This window comes from Rahnella inusitata (assembly GCF_965118895.1).
GTDB classification, from domain to species: Bacteria; Pseudomonadota; Gammaproteobacteria; order Enterobacterales; family Enterobacteriaceae; genus Rahnella; species Rahnella inusitata_A.
The window spans coordinates 67,222-85,416 of sequence record NZ_CBCPJJ010000014.1 but is presented as its reverse complement, the minus strand read 5'-3'; the positions used below and the strand labels follow the sequence as shown (position 1 = coordinate 85,416).

16 protein-coding genes are annotated in these 18,195 nt (G+C 55.1%); 6 read left to right on the top strand and 10 right to left on the bottom strand.

All coding sequences use genetic code 11. From position 1 onward, the window contains the following. The first annotated feature begins 33 nt into the window (after window positions 1–33). A complete protein-coding gene (yiiM, locus tag ACMHLI_RS13855) occupies window positions 34–705 on the top strand; it encodes a 6-hydroxyaminopurine reductase (protein WP_413529965.1) in 672 nt (223 codons plus the stop codon). A 109-nt stretch (window positions 706–814) separates the two neighbouring features. Here yiiM and ACMHLI_RS13850 read toward each other — a convergent pair whose 3' ends face one another. Continuing rightward, entirely contained in the window at window positions 815–1,177 is a 363-nt protein-coding gene (locus ACMHLI_RS13850; protein ID WP_112165309.1) for a YibL family ribosome-associated protein, read from the bottom strand. 89 nt (window positions 1,178–1,266) lie between these two features. Then, window positions 1,267–2,745, bottom strand: a complete 1,479-nt coding sequence (locus ACMHLI_RS13845) for a PLP-dependent aminotransferase family protein (protein ID WP_413529964.1) — start codon at window positions 2,743–2,745, stop codon at window positions 1,267–1,269. Between the two features lie 145 nt (window positions 2,746–2,890). On the opposite strand from ACMHLI_RS13845, the gene ACMHLI_RS13840 reads away from it, so the two are divergent. Beyond that, window positions 2,891–3,499: a LysE family translocator gene (locus ACMHLI_RS13840; protein ID WP_413529963.1), complete on the top strand. Its 609-nt coding sequence runs from the start codon at window positions 2,891–2,893 to the stop codon at window positions 3,497–3,499. Between the two features lie 5 nt (window positions 3,500–3,504). Here the strand turns inward: ACMHLI_RS13840 and ACMHLI_RS13835 are convergent, their stop codons facing one another. The 8 genes from ACMHLI_RS13835 to ACMHLI_RS13800 form a co-directional block, all read right to left on the bottom strand. Beyond that, complete coding sequence (locus ACMHLI_RS13835; protein WP_056775860.1) at window positions 3,505–4,053, bottom strand: MltR family transcriptional regulator; 549 nt, start codon at window positions 4,051–4,053, stop codon at window positions 3,505–3,507. A 136-nt stretch (window positions 4,054–4,189) separates the two neighbouring features. After that, window positions 4,190–5,338, bottom strand: a complete 1,149-nt coding sequence (locus tag ACMHLI_RS13830; RefSeq protein WP_413529962.1) for a mannitol-1-phosphate 5-dehydrogenase — start codon at window positions 5,336–5,338, stop codon at window positions 4,190–4,192. Between the two features lie 123 nt (window positions 5,339–5,461). After that, window positions 5,462–7,375: a PTS mannitol transporter subunit IICBA gene (locus ACMHLI_RS13825; RefSeq protein WP_413529961.1), complete on the bottom strand. Its 1,914-nt coding sequence runs from the start codon at window positions 7,373–7,375 to the stop codon at window positions 5,462–5,464. 519 nt (window positions 7,376–7,894) lie between these two features. After that, window positions 7,895–8,689, bottom strand: a complete 795-nt coding sequence (locus ACMHLI_RS13820) for a DsbA family protein (protein WP_413529960.1) — start codon at window positions 8,687–8,689, stop codon at window positions 7,895–7,897. A gap of 180 nt (window positions 8,690–8,869) precedes the next feature. After that, the gene (locus ACMHLI_RS13815) at window positions 8,870–9,592 is read right to left on the bottom strand and encodes a DUF3053 domain-containing protein (protein WP_413529959.1); all 723 of its coding nucleotides are present in this window, start codon (window positions 9,590–9,592) and stop codon (window positions 8,870–8,872) included. A gap of 215 nt (window positions 9,593–9,807) precedes the next feature. Next, a complete protein-coding gene (gene glyS / locus ACMHLI_RS13810) occupies window positions 9,808–11,877 on the bottom strand; it encodes a glycine--tRNA ligase subunit beta (RefSeq protein WP_413529958.1) in 2,070 nt (689 codons plus the stop codon). Window positions 11,878–11,886: 9 nt separating this feature from the next. Further along, the gene (glyQ, locus tag ACMHLI_RS13805; RefSeq protein WP_056775883.1) at window positions 11,887–12,801 is read right to left on the bottom strand and encodes a glycine--tRNA ligase subunit alpha; all 915 of its coding nucleotides are present in this window, start codon (window positions 12,799–12,801) and stop codon (window positions 11,887–11,889) included. 166 nt (window positions 12,802–12,967) lie between these two features. Then, window positions 12,968–14,968 (bottom strand): autotransporter outer membrane beta-barrel domain-containing protein, encoded by a 2,001-nt coding sequence (locus ACMHLI_RS13800; RefSeq protein ID WP_413529957.1) that lies wholly within the window; start codon window positions 14,966–14,968, stop codon window positions 12,968–12,970. 190 nt (window positions 14,969–15,158) lie between these two features. On the opposite strand from ACMHLI_RS13800, the gene ACMHLI_RS13795 reads away from it, so the two are divergent. The 4 genes from ACMHLI_RS13795 to ACMHLI_RS13780 all read left to right on the top strand — a co-directional run bounded on the left by ACMHLI_RS13795 (window position 15,159) and on the right by ACMHLI_RS13780 (window position 18,179). Then, a complete protein-coding gene (locus tag ACMHLI_RS13795) occupies window positions 15,159–15,731 on the top strand; it encodes a DNA-3-methyladenine glycosylase I (protein ID WP_413529956.1) in 573 nt (190 codons plus the stop codon). Next, window positions 15,728–16,171 carry an N-acetyltransferase gene (locus tag ACMHLI_RS13790; RefSeq protein ID WP_413529955.1) on the top strand — a complete coding sequence of 148 codons (444 nt, stop codon included), beginning with the start codon at window positions 15,728–15,730 and terminating at the stop codon, window positions 16,169–16,171. The genes ACMHLI_RS13795 and ACMHLI_RS13790 overlap by 4 nt, the downstream gene beginning before the upstream one ends. Window positions 16,172–16,404: 233 nt before the next feature. Then, window positions 16,405–17,067 carry an OmpA family lipoprotein gene (locus ACMHLI_RS13785; protein ID WP_413529954.1) on the top strand — a complete coding sequence of 221 codons (663 nt, stop codon included), beginning with the start codon at window positions 16,405–16,407 and terminating at the stop codon, window positions 17,065–17,067. 101 nt (window positions 17,068–17,168) lie between these two features. Further along, a complete protein-coding gene (locus tag ACMHLI_RS13780; protein ID WP_413529953.1) occupies window positions 17,169–18,179 on the top strand; it encodes a substrate-binding domain-containing protein in 1,011 nt (336 codons plus the stop codon). Window positions 18,180–18,195 lie beyond the last annotated feature (16 nt).

Sequence of the window (18,195 nt, the reverse complement as noted above, 5' to 3'; positions counted from 1 at the left end):
TGAGGTCAACGACTGATTCCAAGCGGAGATCTTATGCATTATCCCGACGTCTACATTGGTACTGTTGAGAGCTACCCCGATTACTCACCAAGCGCAATTGCCAAACGTCAGGTCAACGGCGGCATACCATTAACGCATCTGGGCCTAGAAGGCGATCAGCACGCCGAAACGTCTTATCACGGCGGCGCGGATCGCGCGCTGTGTCATTTTCCACGCGAGCATTACGCCTGGCTGCGTCAGCAATTTCCTGAAGAAGAAGAGCGCTTTCATCCGCCCGCGTTTGGCGAGAACCTTTCCACGCTGGGCATGACTGAAGAGAATGTGTTTATCGGCGATATCTTCCGCTGGGGCGAGGCGCTGATTCAGGTCACGCAGCCACGTGCGCCCTGCTATAAGCTGAACCATTTTCTCGACTGCAAAAATCTGTCGCCTTTACTGCAAAGCAGCGGGCGCTGCGGCTGGTTGTATCGCGTGGTGGGCAGCGGAAATATCAGCGGCGATCGTCCGCTGGAGTTGCTGACGCGCAACAGCGACGTCTCAGTCGCTGAGGCGATTTCTATCGCGTTTCACATGCCGTTCGATGAAGAACAATATCGCCGTCTGATGTCAGCCGCAGGGATTTCTGCCAGCTGGAGCAAGACGATGCAGATGCGTCTGGTGAACCGCAAGATTGAGGATTTTGGACGGAGATTGTTTGGGAAGTAGGGTCTTGCTCCTCCCCCTGCAAGGGTGGGAGGCAGGGAGGGGGTATTGCAAACGGCAGAGAGGCCATTAATACCCCAACCCTCCCCTTCGCAGGGGAGGGCGTTAAAAATCAGAACGCTTTTTTAGCGAAACCGGTTACCACTTTCAGGCCCATTTCGCGTCCCAGCGCGGTCATCGGGTGAACGACCACGATACCGCGTACGGTTTTCTTCAGCGTGCCCATATCAGCCTGTTCTTTCTTAGTGATTTCACGGCTGAACGGCAACTGCTCCAGCTTCTGCGCTTCGGTGCTGAGTTTTTTGACCCGCACATCTTTCAGGCGCGCAATTTCAGCGGCCAGCTTTTCTTTCTCTTCTTCGTGCTTGGCGATGAGATCAGAATTACCCTGCTGGATAACCGTAGGGTCTTTGTGATTCAGGGCATCAAGCATGTCGCTGAGGCGTTTAATCTCGGCTTTTTCGATTTCTTTCATGGTGTCAGATCCGTTCATGCCGCAGCGGGCAAAACTGTAAATTGGGAATAATAACCGTCAGTGTATCAGGAAGTGGGCAATTCTTCAGCTCACTCCTGCGATTCTGCCAGCCCCGGAGGCAAACCGCACATCTCACAGGCGCGCTGGCCAATGCGGACCATGGCCGAAATATACCGCGTGTCGAACACATAACAACAGGATAGCCGCAGGCCATTGGTGTAACGGCCGCTCGGCGAATAAAGCTGGCCTGGCGTCATGCAGATTTTATCCTCTAATAGCTGGCGGAATAACGCCACGCAATCGACGCCCGCCGGGAAATCCACCCAAATCACGAAGCCGCCCGCCGGTTGTGTGGCACGCGTTCCCTGCGGGAAATGCAGGGCGATCAGCGCACGCGCCTGCTCGACCTGTGAGGCATACCGGCGGCGCAGCGCACGCAGATGGTGGTCATAGCCGCCTGACTCCAGAAACACCGTCAGCGTTTGCGAGAGCAGCGCAGATTCAGCCATCGATGAGACCGCTTTCAGCTTGTGCAGCTTCGCGGCAAAGCGCCCCCCCTCCATCCAGCCGATACGAAAATCTGGCGCCAGCGTTTTGGTAAAACTGGTGCAAAACAGGATCCAGCCATCGCGGTCAAACGCTTTCACCGCCGGGGACAGCGTCGCGCCGAACTGAATTTCCGCATACAGGCCATCTTCAATCAGTGGTACCTGATGATCGTTCATCATCCGCGCCAGCCGTTTTTTCGCGGCTAACGGCATGGTGAAGCCCAGCGGATTCTGCGCCGTCGGCATGGCGATCACCGCGTTCAGACGTTTTTCGCTGAGCAGCATTTCCAGCACGTCCAGCGAAAGGCCGGTTTGCGGATCGGTCGGGATTTCCACCGCCTTCAGCCCCAGACTGGCGAGCAGCGGCAGCAGATAGAAATAAGTCGGCGTCTCCAGCCCCACACTGTCGCCGGGTTGCGTGGTGACGCGCAGCGCCAGTTGTAACGCTTCCATACAACCGTGCGTGATGGTGATGTCAGTCGGCTCTAAAATCATCCCCAGCGTCAGCGCCCGGCGGGCGATTTGCTGTCGCAGCGGTGGATGCCCTGGTGGCAGCGCATACTGGCCAATCAGATTGGGCTGGCGGCGCAGCAGAGACGACATAATACGCCCCAGTTTTCCGCTCGGATAAAAGTCATTGGACTGCGGGCAAGCCAGCGAAAGATTGGTGTAGGTCGGGTCGATTTGCGCGGCGAACACTTTGTCGATGAGATCGAGCACTTCATCCGCCGGTTCCGCCGCCTGCGTATGTTGCTGCTCCTGCGGCTGATGCTGTTCGAGCGCAGGCAGCGCCGCACGGACGTAAAAACCGGACTGCGGCCGCGCCTCGATAAACCCGCGATCTTCCAGCCGCCGGTACGCCGCCACCACGGTATTAATACTGACTGACCAGGTCTGCGCACTGCGTCGCACCGACGGCAAACGACTGCCCGGCGCGAGCGTGCCACGGCGGATGGCTTCGGCAAGTTGTTCCGCCAGCTGGTTGTAACGAGTGTCAGTCAGATCCGCGGTATCAGTCATGGTGTCAGTTCCGTGAAAAAGGGAGGGGTACAGTGTGCGTCATCTCAATCTGTAACCCTGACAATAGCGTATTTCTGGTTCTGTTACCCTCTCCTGCAACGCTTTATTCTGGTTCTCTGGAATACAGGGGAGCAGGAAAACAAAAATGATAGATACCGCTTTTGTCAGTTACGTCACCGTGATGTCGATTACACCGGGTCCGAACAATCTGCTGCTGGCGGCTTCCGGCGTGAATTTCGGGCTGCGCCGCAGCGTGCCGATGATGCTCGGGATAACACTCGGCTGCGTCGTGCAATGTGCGCTGATGACCTCAATGCTGGCGATTTTACTGAGCTGGATGAACGCCGTACGCCTGCCGATGGCGGCCGTCGGCTGTGCCTATTTGTTCTGGCTGTCGTGGAAAATCTACCGTTCCGGCACGCCAAAAGAAGGTGAGAAACAGCAACCGATGAACATGGTCGGCGGCGCGCTGTTTCAGGCGATCAACCCGAAAGCCTGGCTGATGGCGACCAACGTGGCGATTCTGTTTACGCCCCCGGATGGCAATATGCTGCATCACACGCTGCTGATTTGCATCGGCTTCGCGCTGATCAACCTGCCGTGCATTCTGGTGTGGGTGGTGATGGGTGACAGGTTACGTCAGGCGTTACGCGTTGAGTGGAAACTGAAACTGTTCAATACAGTCATGGGCGGCATGATGGCGCTTACCGCGCTGTGGCTGCTGGTCGGCGAAGTGCGCCATGCCATGATGTAGTCACGTTATTTCTGAACGGGGGACAGACGTGAGGGCTGCTGATTGCTGATGTGGGCGATAAGGCCGGTCACGGAAAGCACCATGGTGGAGCGGACGATTTGCTGATAACGCTGGCGTTGCATGGCGATCAGCGATTCGTCGGCTTCACCGGGTTTCAGGAAGGTCGGCGCAGGCGGTAGCTCGGTTACGCAGTGCAACTCTCCGAACGGCCCCAGAATTTCATCGTCGGTAAACCGGTACTCTTCGCCGTCGTAGTTCAGCTCTTCACGCAGCGCCATCAATAATTCCGCATCTTCATATTCATGACGGCTGATGACACCCAGCGCATAAATCAGTTTCAGACGCACGGACAGATCGCCCAGCGGACCGGTGCCGGTCAGCAACGGTTCGACCGCGTATTTTACCGCGTAATCGTCTTTGCGGAAAACCTGCACCACCAGAATATCCAGCGCTTCGGCCAGTAATTCGACGGACGTCATCAGGAAGCTGCGCACGGTTTTACCTGCATTGAGCTTCTCGAGGACACGGTTTTCAAATGCCTGAGCTTTTTCCATTGGGCTTTCTTGCAATAAAGAACCGATGCTTTTAACGCCCTTGGCGTCATCCCTGAAACGCACATGTCGGGCAGTCACTGCCTGCCCGACAGGGCTTTCTTTGCCTGGTGTTGGCGAAATCAAAACGAACGCAGTATTAGTGCATGGATTCGTAGATTTTTACGGCTTCGGCGACGACTTCGCCTTCTTCCGGCAGACCTGAGATCTGGGCAAGGGCAGCTTTCGGCCCGACTTTCTCCAGCAGCTCTGCCAGCTCTTTAGCCTGTGGATCCTGCTCGCTGCGATAACGCATCGCGGCAGCAATACCGATCACCAGATTATTGTGCGGCAGACGATATTCCTGCGTGCCCAGCAACGGTTTGATCAGACGGTCGCCCGCGCTCAGTTTACGCAGCGGCTGACGGCCAACGCGTTCCACGTCATCGTGCAGATACGGGTTTTCAAAGCGGGACAGAATTTTTTCGATGTATGCGCCGTGTTTTTGCGAATCAAAGCCATAACGACGGATCAGCACTTCGCCGCTTTCGACCATCGCGCCGCGAACGATCAGTCGCACTTTCTCGTCGAGGATCGCCTCACGAATGGTGGCGTGGCCGGCCTGCTGGCCGAGGTACGCGGTGATCGCATGACCGGTGTTCAGGGTAAAGAGTTTGCGCTCGACGAACGCCATCAGGTTGTCGGTCAGTTCCATTCCGGCGATTTTCGGCAAAGTGCCTTTAAACTGAGTTTGATCGACAATCCACTCGCTGAAGGTTTCTACCGTCACTTCCAGCGGATCGGTAGTACCGGCGGCGGCTGGCGGAACAATGCGGTCTACAGCGGAATCGACAAAACCGATATGCGCTTCAACCCACACTTTCTCATCTTCCGGCAGCGCGTTGAATACGTGCTGTTTGAACTGGCTGGTGCCGCGCACCATATTTTCACAGGCGATGATATTCAGCGGGTTTTCGTTACCCTGCTGGTGACGCAGAACCAGACCTTTCGCGACGTTTGGCGCGATTTTTTCCAGCACGGTCGGGCCCACGGCGGTGGTGACTAAATCGACTTCGGCGATCAGGTTAATCGCATCCTGGCCTGCGCTGTTCACAGCGCTGACGTTGCTGACCGGCTCAACGGTGGCCTGTTCACCCACGACATGCACGTCATAGCCTTTACGGCTGTTGAGCGCGTCGAGTAAGACAGGGCTGACATCCGCAAACGTCAGTTCGATTCCGGCATCAGCCAATAATTTACCGATAAAACCGCGGCCAATGTTACCTGCGCCAAAATGTAATGCTTTCATAATATTTCCTTCAAATCGGGGGCCATCATTAGGTAAAGCTGGGGAGCCGCCCGGCTCCGAATCAACAAGCGGGTCTCGTAAGACCCGCTGAGTGACGCTCTATATTTTCTGAATGTTTAAGGCTTAACCGCGAAGAATACTCAGGACTTCTTCCACGCTGGTGGTGTTGGCCAGACGGTCAATCACGCCATCTTCATCAAGCGCCGTGGTCAGTTTAGTGATCACGTTGATGTGCTCATTATTACGTGCGGCGATACCGATAACCAGACGCGCTCTGTCATCCTCGTCTTCACCCCAGCGGATACCCGCCGGATACTGGCAGAACACAATACCGGTTTTCAGTACGCGGTCTTTCGCTTCGATGGTGCCGTGTGGCACAGCGATGGATTCACCCAGATACGTGGAGGTCAGCTGCTCACGGGCCAACATCGCTTCGACATATTCTGCCTGAACATAACCGCCTTTCACCAGTTGCTCACCGGCAAAGCGGATCGCATCTTCTTTACTGGTCGCCTGCAGGCCGAGGAAGATGTTGCTTTCGCTCATACGGAACAGGTTTTCGTTATCAGTATCAGCCACGATGCTGTCGCCGAGCGTGGTGGTCACTTTCTCTTTGTACTGGCTGGCTTTGTTCACTTCAACCAGACGGGAAGTCAGGTCAGTGTAAAGGCCGCTGTCGAGGAAGTTGGTCAGCGAGATATGCTGCGCATGCGGCACCTGACGCATGGCACGTTCAGTCAGGTCGCGGTGGGTAATCACCAAATCCACATCGTCAGGCAAGTTGTTGATTGCGCTGTTGGTGACGCTGATATTGGTCAGCCCCGCATCCTGCACTTTCTTACGCAGAACACCGGCACCCATTGCGCTGGAACCCATACCGGCGTCACAGGCTACGATAATTTTACGCACGGTGGACAGGTCGCCCGCCACGCCCGTTGCAGAAGGTTTGCCGCCTTTAGATTCGGCTTTCATGTCCTGCATGCGACGGGTTGCTTCGTCCAGATCGTCGCCTTCTTTCGCTTTGGTGGTTTTCAGCAACAGTGCAGAGACCACGAAGGATACCGCAAATGCTGCCACGATAGCCGCGATGTTAGCGAAGTAAGCCCCTTTTGGCGTCATCGCCAGTACTGCCAGGATGGAACCCGGTGAAGCCGGAGATACCAGACCGCCGTTCAGCAGAGTCAGGGTGAATACGCCGGTCATACCACCGAGGATAACCGCCAGCAGCAGACGTGGATTCATCAGAACGTATGGGAAATAAATTTCGTGGATACCACCCAGGAAGTGGATGATTGCCGCGCCGCCAGCAGATTGCTTGGCACTGCCACGACCGAAGAACATGTACGCCATCAGGACGCCCATACCCGGACCTGGGTTCGCTTCGATCAGGAAGAAGATAGATTTACCGGTTTCAGTCGCCTGCTGGATGCCCAGTGGAGAGAAGATACCGTGGTTAATGGCGTTATTGAGGAACAGGATTTTCGCCGGTTCAACAAAGATAGAGGCCAGCGGCAACAGGTTATGAATAACCATGATGTGCACGCCTGCAGCCAGCACTTTAGACAGCGCTTCTACCAGCGGACCGATTGCCAGGAAGGCGAGGATCGCCAGCAGCATACCGATAATACCGGCTGAGAAGTTGTTAACCAGCATCTCAAAGCCGCTTTTGATTTTACCGTCAACCCAACGGTCAAAGCGCTTGATACACCAGCCGCCCAGCGGGCCACCAATCATCGCACCGAGGAACATCGGCATGTCCGCACCGACTATCACACCCATTACGGTGATTGCACCGACCACACCACCGCGATCACCACCGACCAGACGACCACCGGTGAAACCGATGAGCAATGGCAGGAGATAAGTGATCATCGGGCCAACCAGTTTCGCTAATGTTTCGTTAGGAATCCAGCCGGTAGGAATGAACAGAGCGGTAATGATACCCCAGGCGATGAACGCGCCGATGTTGGGCATTACCATGTTACTCAGGAAGCGACCAAAGTTTTGAACTTTGATCTTAACGTCTGGTGAAAACATAAAACGCACCCCTATTGATACGCGCTGACAATAGAGCGCGTGATATCAGTTAATTATCGGTGACGGTTAATTCGGTTTTATATGCCACTGCTTTAAAAATCCGTCCGTCGAATTGCTGTCTGCGAGGCGGACTCTACCACGTGATTATAGGCATCGCGTACCCACCCGGCATCCCGTGACGCGGATCACACCTATGAGCCCACTACCCCCTGCATTATGGTGATCCCGATCACAAAAACACCCTGTAACCCGGCTACACTGGCGAAAATGCAGCCACCAAAGCGCTAAAACCGTGACTTAAGTCACCTTTTGTTAACGAGTCTTTATCATAAAAATGTGATATTTATCACAAAGTATTTTTCGCCGGACTTGTGTATTTCGCTTAAAAAGCATTCAGACGTGTCTGTTCCGCGCAGAAATGCGTTTACGGGGGAGATGTTGAAAGAAAATTACAGGGGGAAATACAAACGGCGAGCTGTCAGACAGCTCGCCGCTTTATTTAGAACGGTTTTTTAGGAATTACTTCCCGCCTTGCGCCTTCACAATGGCGGCCTGCAAATCGTCGGCGGATACTGCGCCCGGCAGTACTGTAGTGTTTTCAGCGGTTGCGCCGCTGGTTGGCATCACTACAAAGCCCGGTGTACCGCTGAAACCCAGGGTGCGGGCCAGTTCGTCGTTGGCGGCGATGGCTTCATGCGTGGCTTTACGCTGCGCTTCGGTCGGCTGCGTAGCCTTGGCGGCTTTCACGGCACCGGCGATATCCGCTTCGGTCAGTTTGCCTTCGTCATGCCCGGTGCGGTAAATGCTGTTGTGATAATCGAAATACGCCTGCGCGCCCTTCTCTTTCCACACCGCCATACCGGTTTCAGCGGCGGTGATTGACGGTTTCCAGCGGTCGCCGAAGATTGGCCACTCTTTGAAGACGAAGCGCACATTTGGATTAGCTTTCACCGTTTGCTCGACCACGGGTGCCATGCGGCTGCAGTAAAGGCACTGATAATCGAAGAATTCGACAAACGCGACTTTGGCATCTTTTGGGCCATAGCTCGGGGTCGCCGGGTCGCCGGTGAGTTTATTGGCATTCGCCAGTACCGCGCTCAGGGTTTGTTGCTGTTGCTGATCGGCCTGCTGCGCCTGTAATTTCTGGCTGACCTGCACCAGAATTTCCGGGTGCTGAAGCAAATAATCTGCTGCGATTTTACCAATAGCCGCCTGCTGTGCAGGGGTAAAGTCTGCAGTCGCGCTCTCGGCAGCGGAGGCCAGCGTCGGGGCCAGCACCAGAGCAGCCAGCAAAGTCATCGTCTGACGTTTCATCAAAAATCCTTAAAGTGAAGACGGGAAAAACGGACAGTTGCCATCAAAAGTAGAGGAATTTAGACAGCTTTGCAGGTTAAAAATTGTCATTTTTTATAAACCTGCCGTGATATTCGTCGGTTAAACCCACAAAAAAGCCACGCAGCTAAGACGTGGCTTTCAAACAATGACCGAAGGGGCTTAGTTGCTGAAATCGCCCTGCGCGACTTTCTGCGCCTGAAGCAATGTCTGCTGTTTGCCCACCAGATTCGACATCATGGTGTTGTACTGCGTCGCCTGTTGCTGCGTCGGAAATTGCACGCCGCCGTTGGCGAAAGCGACCTGAGTGCCCTGCTGTTGCAGATAGTCACCGACGGAGACGATATCCTGCGTGAAGCTTTGCAGCGCAGGTACCAGCGGAGTCAGCACGTTAGCAGGCTGAGTCACCACGGTGCTGTAAACCTGGCTATAAACTGCTTTCAAATCGTCCGGCTGCTTCAGTGCGGCCATCGCGGTATCAGCTTTAGTTTTGGAATCACGCAGCTGTGCATTCAGCAGGCTCAGCGTGCTGGCCGCCTGTTGCAACGCACCGCGTTGAGTTATGTAATCCTGCGGTGTCCGCACCTGACCGATAGCATTGACGACCGGTACGAAGCTGCCGTCTACAGCGCCTTTCATCTGACGGGAGAATGACAAAATAATGCCGTAGTCATTCGCATAATTACCAAAACGTTGTTTTTGGTCTTCACTCAGCGAGGGCAGATTTTGCCCGCTGCGCATCACGGTATTTTGCAAATAATCGATAAAGGCTTTGCGTTGTTCCGGTTCTTTATCGCCGCATGCAGTGAGCTGAAACACTACCAGCAGTGCGATAAACGGCGCCAGCCAGCGAGAAAATGCACCGCTTCTGATCCCTACAGTCATGAGTCCTGACTCCTGATTTCAATGTTCTTTTACCGGCAAGTTCCCTGCCGAGTTTATGTATTCCATGCGGTTTATAGGATAGAACATAAGGTGGGGATGCGATACCTGCGGCCCCGACGCTTTTCAATAAAGCGTATATATTCGAATCCAGGCCGGTTTTGCTCTGCTCCCTCCCCCTCGCAGGGAAGGGAGCAGATCGAGACACATGCGTAACTTTATTGAAGCAACGAAATATCCGCTACCTGCAGGAACAACTCCCGCAGCTTAGATAACAACGTCAGACGGTTAATACGCACCGCTTCGTTCTCATCCATTACCATCACGGTATCGAAGAAGGTGTCGACGGTTTCGCGCAGCGCAGCCAGTTCGACCAGCGCTTCTTTGTACTGACCGGCAGCAAACAGCGGCTCGAGTTTATCGCGCAGAACCACCAGATGCGTCGCCAGTTTCAGCTCGGCAGGCTCTTTGAGCACGGAAGCGTGAACGTGATCGAGCAGAACGTCGGTGGATTTCGCCAGAATGTTGGAAACGCGTTTGTTGGCAGCAGCCAGCGTAGCCGCTTCATCCAGCGTGCGGAAATAGCTCACCGCTTTCACACGGGCATCGAAGTCAGCCGGTTTGGTCGGACGACGCGCCAGTACAGCCTGAATAGTATCGACCGCGTGACCTTCTTCCTGATACCACGCGCGGAAACGTCCGAGCATGAAATCAACCACTTCATCAACAACCTTGGCGTTGGTCAGCTTGTCACCGTACAGGCGCACCGCTTCTTCGGTCAGGGTTTGCAGATCGAGCGTCAGGTTTTTCTCGACAATAATACGCAACACGCCCAGCGCTGCACGACGCAGTGCGAACGGGTCTTTATCACCTTTCGGATGCTGCCCGATGCCGAAAATACCGGCAAGGGTGTCCATCTTGTCGGCGATCGCCAGCGCACAGGCCACCGGGGAAGCCGGTAAGGCGTCGCCCGCAAAGCGTGGCTGATACTGCTCGTTTAGGGCGACAGCCACTTCTTCTGCTTCGCCGTCGTGACGCGCATAGTGCATGCCCATCACACCCTGCGTATCGGTGAACTCGAAGACCATGTTGGTCATCAGGTCACATTTGGACAGCAGACCAGCGCGTTTAGCGTTCTCCACGTCGGCACCGATTCTATCAGCGATCCAGCCGGAGAGAGCTTCGATACGATCGGTTTTATCACGCAGCGTACCGAGCTGTTTCTGGAACATCACGGTAGCCAGACGCGGCAGGTTATCTTCCAGACGTTTTTTGCGGTCTGTCTTGAAGAAGAATTCAGCATCGGCCAGACGCGGACGAACCACTTTCTCGTTACCGGAAATGATTTGCTGCGGATCTTTCGATTCAATGTTGGCCACGAAGATGAAGTTCGGCAGAAGTTTGCCCGCGGCGTCGTACACCGGGAAATACTTCTGGTCGCCTTTCATGGTGTAAACCAGCGCTTCAGCCGGCACCGCCAGGAATTTCTCTTCGAATTTCGCGGTCAGAACGACCGGCCATTCCACCAGGGACGCCACTTCTTCCAGCAGGCTTTCGCTCAGATCGGCGATACCGCCAATCTCTTTCGCTGCTTTCTCGGCATCACGTTTGATGATGGCTTTACGTTGTTCGTAATCCGCGATGACTTTGCCGCGTTCGAGCAAAATCTGCGGATACTGATCGGCGTTGTCGATCGTGAATTCCGGCTCACCCATGAAACGGTGACCGCGAACAGTGCGCGCAGAATCGATACCGAGGATTTTCGCCGGGATCAGCTCATCGCCCAGCAGCAAGGTTACGGTATGAACCGGACGTACGAACTGCACGTCGGAATCGCCCCAGCGCATCAGTTTAGGAATCGGCAGTTTGGACAATGACGTAGCGATCATCGCAGGGAGCAGCTGTTGGGCGCTTTCGCCTTTGACGTGCGCACGGTAAACCAGCCATTCGCCTTTATCGGTGACCAGACGATCGGCCTGATCCACGGTGATACCACAACCGCGTGCCCAGCCTTCAGCGGCTTTGCTTGGTTTGCCTTCGGCATCAAACGCCTGAGAAACCGCAGGGCCACGTTTTTCAACTTCGCGATCGGCCTGAGATTCATGCAGGGCAGAGACTTTCAGCGCCAGACGGCGCGGGGCTGCAAACCATTTTACGTCGCCGTGTGGCAGATTCGCCGCATCCAGCTCCGCTGTCAGGTTAGCCGCAAAAGATTCAGCAAGGCTGCGAAGAGCCTTCGGTGGCAGTTCTTCCGTGCCGATTTCCACCAGAAATGTTTTATCAGTCATCACTGTTTCTCACTTCTCGTTCTTTTTGCACATCGGGAAGCCCAGCACTTCGCGGGAAGCGTAATACGCTTCAGCTACCGCTTTGGTCAGGGTACGGATGCGCAGAATGTAGCGCTGACGTTCAGTCACAGAAATCGCTTTACGCGCGTCGAGCAGGTTGAAGCAATGAGCTGCTTTCAAAATGCGCTCATACGCAGGTAATGCCAGAGGCTTTTCAAGTGCCAGCAAGGTTTGCGCTTCTTTCTCGTGCTGTTCGAAGCAGGAGAACAGGAAATCGACGTCGGCGTATTCGAAGTTATAGGTGGATTGCTCCACTTCATTCTGATGGAACACGTCGCCGTACGTCGTTTTACCCAGCGGACCATTGCTCCAGACCAGATCGTAAACGCTGTCCACGCCCTGGATGTACATCGCCAGACGCTCAAGACCGTAGGTGATTTCACCGGTCACAGGTTTACATTCCAGGCCGCCGACCTGCTGGAAGTAAGTGAACTGCGTCACTTCCATGCCGTTCAGCCACACTTCCCAGCCGAGGCCCCAGGCGCCGAGCGTCGGGTTTTCCCAGTTGTCTTCAACGAAGCGAATATCGTGGATCAACGGATCAAGACCCAGCTCTTTCAGGGAACCGAGGTACAGCTCCTGTATGTTTTCCGGGGAAGGTTTGATCATCACCTGGAACTGATAATAGTGTTGCAGGCGGTTCGGGTTCTCACCGTAGCGACCGTCAGTCGGGCGGCGTGATGGCTGAACATAGGCTGCCGCAAATGGCTCAGGGCCAAGCGCGCGCAGGCTGGTCATCGGATGCGAGGTACCCGCGCCGACTTCCATATCCAGCGGTTGAACAATGGTGCAGCCCTGCTGCGCCCAATAATCTTGCAGTGTCAGGATCAGGCCCTGAAATGTCTTGGTATCAAACTTTTGCATGTTGGATTCGCACGCGAGAAAGTGGGTTTAAAGAGAGTCCGACAGTATACCCGCTGAACGGAAGATAATCAGCCAGAATCAGGCGACTGAGCGTTACCGAGAGGGAGTGTTTAGGTTTTGGCGGGCATTTTTGGAAAGTAAAAGGGGCTGAGCGCCCCTTTCGTCGTTAAAACCGGGCACTGATCCCGGCGTTGTAAGACGTTTGTTCGCCGGAATCCAGGCCGGTGGTTTGGGAAACAGCGGCGAAGGCGGAAATGCTGTGGGTGATTTGCACGTTCGCCCCGACGGTCATATCCACCCAGTCATCATCCTGCTCGCCGGTGGTGCGGCTAAAGTGCGTTCGGGTAGATTTGATCGCGCCCGTGGCGGTGTAGGTTTTATCGCCAAACTGGCGGTCGTAGGTCACCTGCGCGTAGGGATTTACGATGCCGAGCTCAGCGTTCAGACGCCAGCCCAGCGCGCCGATTTGCGAATGGGACGTCTGGTCGCCAAAGCGCATCGAAGTGCTGTTGTTGCCCTTCTCGCTGTATCCGTCAACGCTGCTGTAATCCCAGCTATATTGCGCCACCGGACCGGTTTTCAGCACCGGTAACACCGGGAAATCCCAGCCAGCGATGACGCGCCCGCCGATCTGTTTGCCGTCGGTATCGCCGCGCTCGGTACGTGTCGTCGGCCCCAATTTGACACTGCGGTTAATATCGTCGTAATTCAGTGAGCCATAATGCACATCGCCGTTAATCCAGCCATTTTCGGCGATTTTCACACCGGTAAAGGCAGTCGCCATCCAGCCGCGGGTGCGGTAGCTGTAATGGTCGGTCGGATCCTGTTTATCGTCTGAACCGGAAATCATCAGCCCCATCATCCAGCGATCGGTCATCTGATAATCCATGCCGATATTCAGCGAGTTAGACGTCAGATCACCCTCCCCCAGTGACGGATTGATTTTGCTGTCCGCGCTCTGCCCGGCGTAACCGCCGAACATGCCGAAAGTACCGGCGTCGTTATCCTGCGAACGCAGCTGCTGGAAGCGGCTGTCGAGCAGACCCTGCGTATTGCGCGCCAGCGTCAGCGAGCCCTGATTCAGCGCGGTGACTTCCAGCGGACCGTTAATCACCGACTGCATGTACTCGGCGATCAGCGCGTGTGCCTGCGGGGTCGGATGGAAATGGTCGGCAAACAGGAACGCTTTGCTGCTGTCGAAGCCCGGCAGGTTCGACGTACATTCAGAGGCTGAGGTACCGACCGGGCATGCAGTGCCGGCGGTATTGGCGAAGCCGTACAGGTTCGGATCGGCAATCACTTCGTTGAACAGCCCGTTGATATCCACACGCGCAATGTTGCCGCCGGTTTTCGCCAGCGCGATATCTTCGGTGGTGTTATAGGTATCAGTGAGACCGCCCGCCACACTTTTCAGCGCGTCATAGGCGGCGATCAGCCCTTTTGACAGCAAATCCTGCACCAGTTCGGAATCCAGCCCGGCCGAGGTTGAAGCCTTCAGCGCATTGTGAATCGCCTCGGTCCGCGCATCGTTATCCGGCGTGTTTTGGGCATTGAGATATTTGTAGGCCGCTTCCAGCGCCTGCTGCTGAACCGGCAGCAATCCGACCTGAATAATGCCTTCCATCAGCACCGGCGTGAGGCCGATATTCGGCACGGTCGGCACGACCACGGTTCCCGCTCCGGCTTTCAGCAAATCGTTCACCTGCGACGCGGCCTGCGTGGCGCTGTTAGTGGCAATTTCTACAGCGGAAATCGGGTTCAGGCTCAGCGCAGCGGCGGCCAGATCGTTGCCACCAATCCAGTGAATATACAGCCCGTTGGGATCGGCTTTGCCGCCGGTCGAGGCCAGATAGCTTTTGACCTGATCCTGCGTGGTGTAATCGGAATCAAGACCCGGCACCGCAACACCGCCGCCTTCGGCATAGTTCAGGCCTCCTTTGGAAGAAGGCGTCAGGGTGGTGCCGATATTTTTCGCCAGAATTTCGTCGTACAGCGGATGTGAGCTGCTGTCGAAGGTCCAGCGGCCAATATTGCCAGTGTCACTCAGGCTGTCGCCGAAGACATAAAGTTGACTGTAAGCCTGTGCCGGAGCCTGCAAACCTAAGCACATTGCCACCGCGAACGCGCCCTGTGTCAGCCGTAAAACGGCGGTTTTTTTGCCTGTCATCGTCGTGATATCCCGAAAGTATTTGCAGTTCGAATCCCTGACTACGTAAGGATTGCGTAATGAATGGCTTTAAATATTGTTCAGATCCGACCAGCGTCAAGTTGGTGGTGTGTAAATTGCGACGTTGCAGAGTTATCCGAGAAGCCACACACTGACCCCACGTTTTCAGGCTTCTTAAAAGGACGACAGAATGGCGACCACCCGATGTAGCTGGGTTTCGAAAGAACCGATTTATCTCGAGTATCACGATAAAGAATGGGGCGTGCCGGTCAAAGATGGCCGTGAATTGTTTGAAATGCTGTGTCTGGAAGGCCAGCAGGCAGGGTTGTCGTGGATCACCATCCTGAGAAAGCGCGAAAACTACCGCCAGAACTTTCACAATTTCGATCCGGCACGCATCGCCAAAATGACTGACGACGACGTAGAGCGTCTGGTGCTCGACGCCGGGATTGTGCGTCATCGCGGAAAAATCAAAGCGATCATCCTGAATGCGCAGATTTATTTAGCCATGCAGGCCAACGGCGAGGATTTCTCAGAGTTCATCTGGAGCTTTGTCGAACATCAACCGGTCATCAATAATCCGCTCGGCCCGGAAGGCGTACCGGCCAAAACCGCCGTTTCTGATGCGATGTCTAAAGCGCTGAAAAAGAAAGGCTTTAAATTTACCGGATCGACGATTTGCTACGCATTTATGCAGGCCGCCGGGCTGGTGAACGATCATCAGTCTTACTGTTTCTGCCATCCGAAAAATCAACCGGTATGATCCGCCTTTCCGCGCCTGCCGACACCGAAGCCATTATGCGACTGTGGTTGCGCAGCACGCTGGCGGCGCATCCGTTTATTGATGAAACCTATTGGTTTGAAAGCGCACCCATGGTGCGCGAAACCTTTTTGCCGCAGGCGGTGACCTGGGTTTCCACCGCTGAAGACGGCGGAATCAATGGCTTCATCAGCGTGCTGAATCATCAGTTCATCGGCGCGCTGTTTGTCGATGAAAGCGCTTATGGCACAGGCATTGCGCAGCAATTAATGCGTGAAGTGAAAAATCACTATCCGCTTTTGCTGCTCGAGGTTTATCAGGAAAATCACCGCGCCGTGGCGTTTTATCGCAAAGAAGCGTTCTTAGTGGTGAACGATACGGTTCACCCCGGAACCGATCTCCCTACCTGGGTTTTGCGCTGGCATCAGCCCCTTTCTGAATAAGTTTCTAAAATCCGTAAAAAGACAAAAACGGATAACCGGAATTCTCCTACTGCTTAACGCCCCGAAATTACGCATAAATGGCGCCAGAACGCCGCAGGGCTGATATCGGCTCGTTGCAATTGTTTATGTTTTGTCACCTTTTTCTGTGCAACTTAACGGAAAGCGTGCAGTCATAATGCAGCAGTCAGGTTCTGAAAAAAGAACATAAAGAAAACATCCAGAAAGGAAATAAGATGAACAAAAGACTTCTTGTGGTTGCTGGCGTGCTTTGCGTCACGATGGGCCTGTCAGCCTGTACCACCAACCCGTACACCGGCGAATCAGAAGCAGGTAAATCCGGCATTGGCGCGGGTCTGGGCGCCGCCTTAGGGGCGGGCGTTGGGATGCTTTCTTCATCCAAACACGATCGCGGCAAAGGCGCGCTGATCGGTGCTGCTGCTGGCGCTGCGCTGGGTGGCGGTGCGGGGTATTACATGGATGTGCAGGAATCTAAACTGCGCGACAAAATGAAAGGCACCGGTGTCAGCGTCACCCGTCAGGGCGACAACATCGTGCTGAACATGCCGAACAACGTCACCTTCGACACCAACAGCAGCACGCTGAAACCGGCGGGCGCGAACACGCTGACCGGCGTGGCGATGGTACTAAAAGAGTATCCTAAAACTGCGGTGAACGTAGTCGGTTACACCGACAGCACCGGTACCCGTGCGCTCAACATGAAGCTGTCCCAGCAACGTGCTGACGGCGTCGGCAGCGCGCTGATCACTCAGGGCGTCGACGGCAGTCGCGTACGCACCACCGGTGCAGGCCCGGATAATCCGATCGCCAGCAACAGCACCGAAGCCGGTAAAGCGCAGAACCGCCGCGTTGAGATTACCCTCAGCCCGTTGCAGTAAAACCGCTGAAATACAAAATATGAACGGAGCCGCGAGGCTCCGTTTTGCGTTTATGTTATCCTCCGGCAACCGCTTATCTCACCTGCGCAACGGATGCCAGTATGTCTCTGAAAGCTATCGCCAAAGATCTCGGTCTCTCTGTGACCACCGTCAGCCGTGCGCTGAACGGTTACGATGACGTTTCAGCCGATACCAAAGCGCGGGTGCAGGCGGCAGCGGATGTACGCGGTTACCGGCCCAATACCCTCGCCCGCCGCCTGAAAATGGGCAAGATCGACGCCGTTGGCCTCATCTTTCCCTTCACATCCCATCCGTTAAGCAATTCTGCGTTTGTCGAAATGGTCGGCTGTATTACCCGCGAACTGGCAAAACATGAGATCGACTTGCTGCTGGTGCCGGACGAGCTGGGAACCTTTTCATGGCGACGGCTGATCGAAAGCAAACGCGTGGACGCCATGCTGGTGGCGCATACGCTCAATGACGATCCGCGCCTGCTGGATTTGCAGCAACGCAATTTCCCGTTTCTGGCACTCGGTCGCAGCACCTGTCTGACTCAGGATTATGCCTGGTTCGATTTCGATAACCGCGCCGGTATGCAAATGGCCGTCGATCATCTCGCCGGGCTGGGACATCAGCGCATTGCCTTTCTCGGCGAAAACAATCAGCAATCTTTTATCAGCCAGCGGCATCAGGGTTATATCGACGGCCTGAAGGCGAATAAACTGCCGCTGAACCCGCAGTATGTGAACAAAGTCAGCCCGAGCCGCCGCGCCGGTTATCAGGCAACGCAGGCGCTGCTGTCCTTACCGCAGCCGCCTACGGCAATGGTCTGCGATTGCAATATGCATGGCGAAGGCGCGGCGCTGGCATTGTACGAAGCCGGACTGCTGCAAAGTGGAGCGGTTTCGCTGATTATCTACGATGGTTTACCCTCTGACAGCCTGCCCGACGTGGCCGTCACCGCTATTCGTCAGGGCACCCGCGAAGCGGTCGGGCTGCAAATCGCCGAGATGACGATGGCGCTGATCCGTAACGAACCGATGAGCCATTTGCAGGTTCTCTGGCAGCCGGAATTGCAGGCGGGCGTCACCGCTCATCCACCACAGTTATAATTCCTCTTTAGGTTAT

What these genes read in the sequence shown, in the direction of transcription:
- yiiM (WP_413529965.1), top strand. Translation starts at nt 34, where the DNA reads ATGCATTATCCCGACGTCTACATTGGTACTGTTGAGAGCTACCCCGAT.
- ACMHLI_RS13850 (WP_112165309.1), bottom strand. Translation starts at nt 1,177, where the DNA reads ATGAAAGAAATCGAAAAAGCCGAGATTAAACGCCTCAGCGACATGCTT.
- ACMHLI_RS13845 (WP_413529964.1), bottom strand. Translation starts at nt 2,745, where the DNA reads ATGACTGATACCGCGGATCTGACTGACACTCGTTACAACCAGCTGGCG.
- ACMHLI_RS13840 (WP_413529963.1), top strand. Translation starts at nt 2,891, where the DNA reads ATGATAGATACCGCTTTTGTCAGTTACGTCACCGTGATGTCGATTACA.
- ACMHLI_RS13835 (WP_056775860.1), bottom strand. Translation starts at nt 4,053, where the DNA reads ATGGAAAAAGCTCAGGCATTTGAAAACCGTGTCCTCGAGAAGCTCAAT.
- ACMHLI_RS13830 (WP_413529962.1), bottom strand. Translation starts at nt 5,338, where the DNA reads ATGAAAGCATTACATTTTGGCGCAGGTAACATTGGCCGCGGTTTTATC.
- ACMHLI_RS13825 (WP_413529961.1), bottom strand. Translation starts at nt 7,375, where the DNA reads ATGTTTTCACCAGACGTTAAGATCAAAGTTCAAAACTTTGGTCGCTTC.
- ACMHLI_RS13820 (WP_413529960.1), bottom strand. Translation starts at nt 8,689, where the DNA reads ATGAAACGTCAGACGATGACTTTGCTGGCTGCTCTGGTGCTGGCCCCG.
- ACMHLI_RS13815 (WP_413529959.1), bottom strand. Translation starts at nt 9,592, where the DNA reads ATGACTGTAGGGATCAGAAGCGGTGCATTTTCTCGCTGGCTGGCGCCG.
- glyS (WP_413529958.1), bottom strand. Translation starts at nt 11,877, where the DNA reads ATGACTGATAAAACATTTCTGGTGGAAATCGGCACGGAAGAACTGCCA.
- glyQ (WP_056775883.1), bottom strand. Translation starts at nt 12,801, where the DNA reads ATGCAAAAGTTTGATACCAAGACATTTCAGGGCCTGATCCTGACACTG.
- ACMHLI_RS13800 (WP_413529957.1), bottom strand. Translation starts at nt 14,968, where the DNA reads ATGACAGGCAAAAAAACCGCCGTTTTACGGCTGACACAGGGCGCGTTC.
- ACMHLI_RS13795 (WP_413529956.1), top strand. Translation starts at nt 15,159, where the DNA reads ATGGCGACCACCCGATGTAGCTGGGTTTCGAAAGAACCGATTTATCTC.
- ACMHLI_RS13790 (WP_413529955.1), top strand. Translation starts at nt 15,728, where the DNA reads ATGATCCGCCTTTCCGCGCCTGCCGACACCGAAGCCATTATGCGACTG.
- ACMHLI_RS13785 (WP_413529954.1), top strand. Translation starts at nt 16,405, where the DNA reads ATGAACAAAAGACTTCTTGTGGTTGCTGGCGTGCTTTGCGTCACGATG.
- ACMHLI_RS13780 (WP_413529953.1), top strand. Translation starts at nt 17,169, where the DNA reads ATGTCTCTGAAAGCTATCGCCAAAGATCTCGGTCTCTCTGTGACCACC.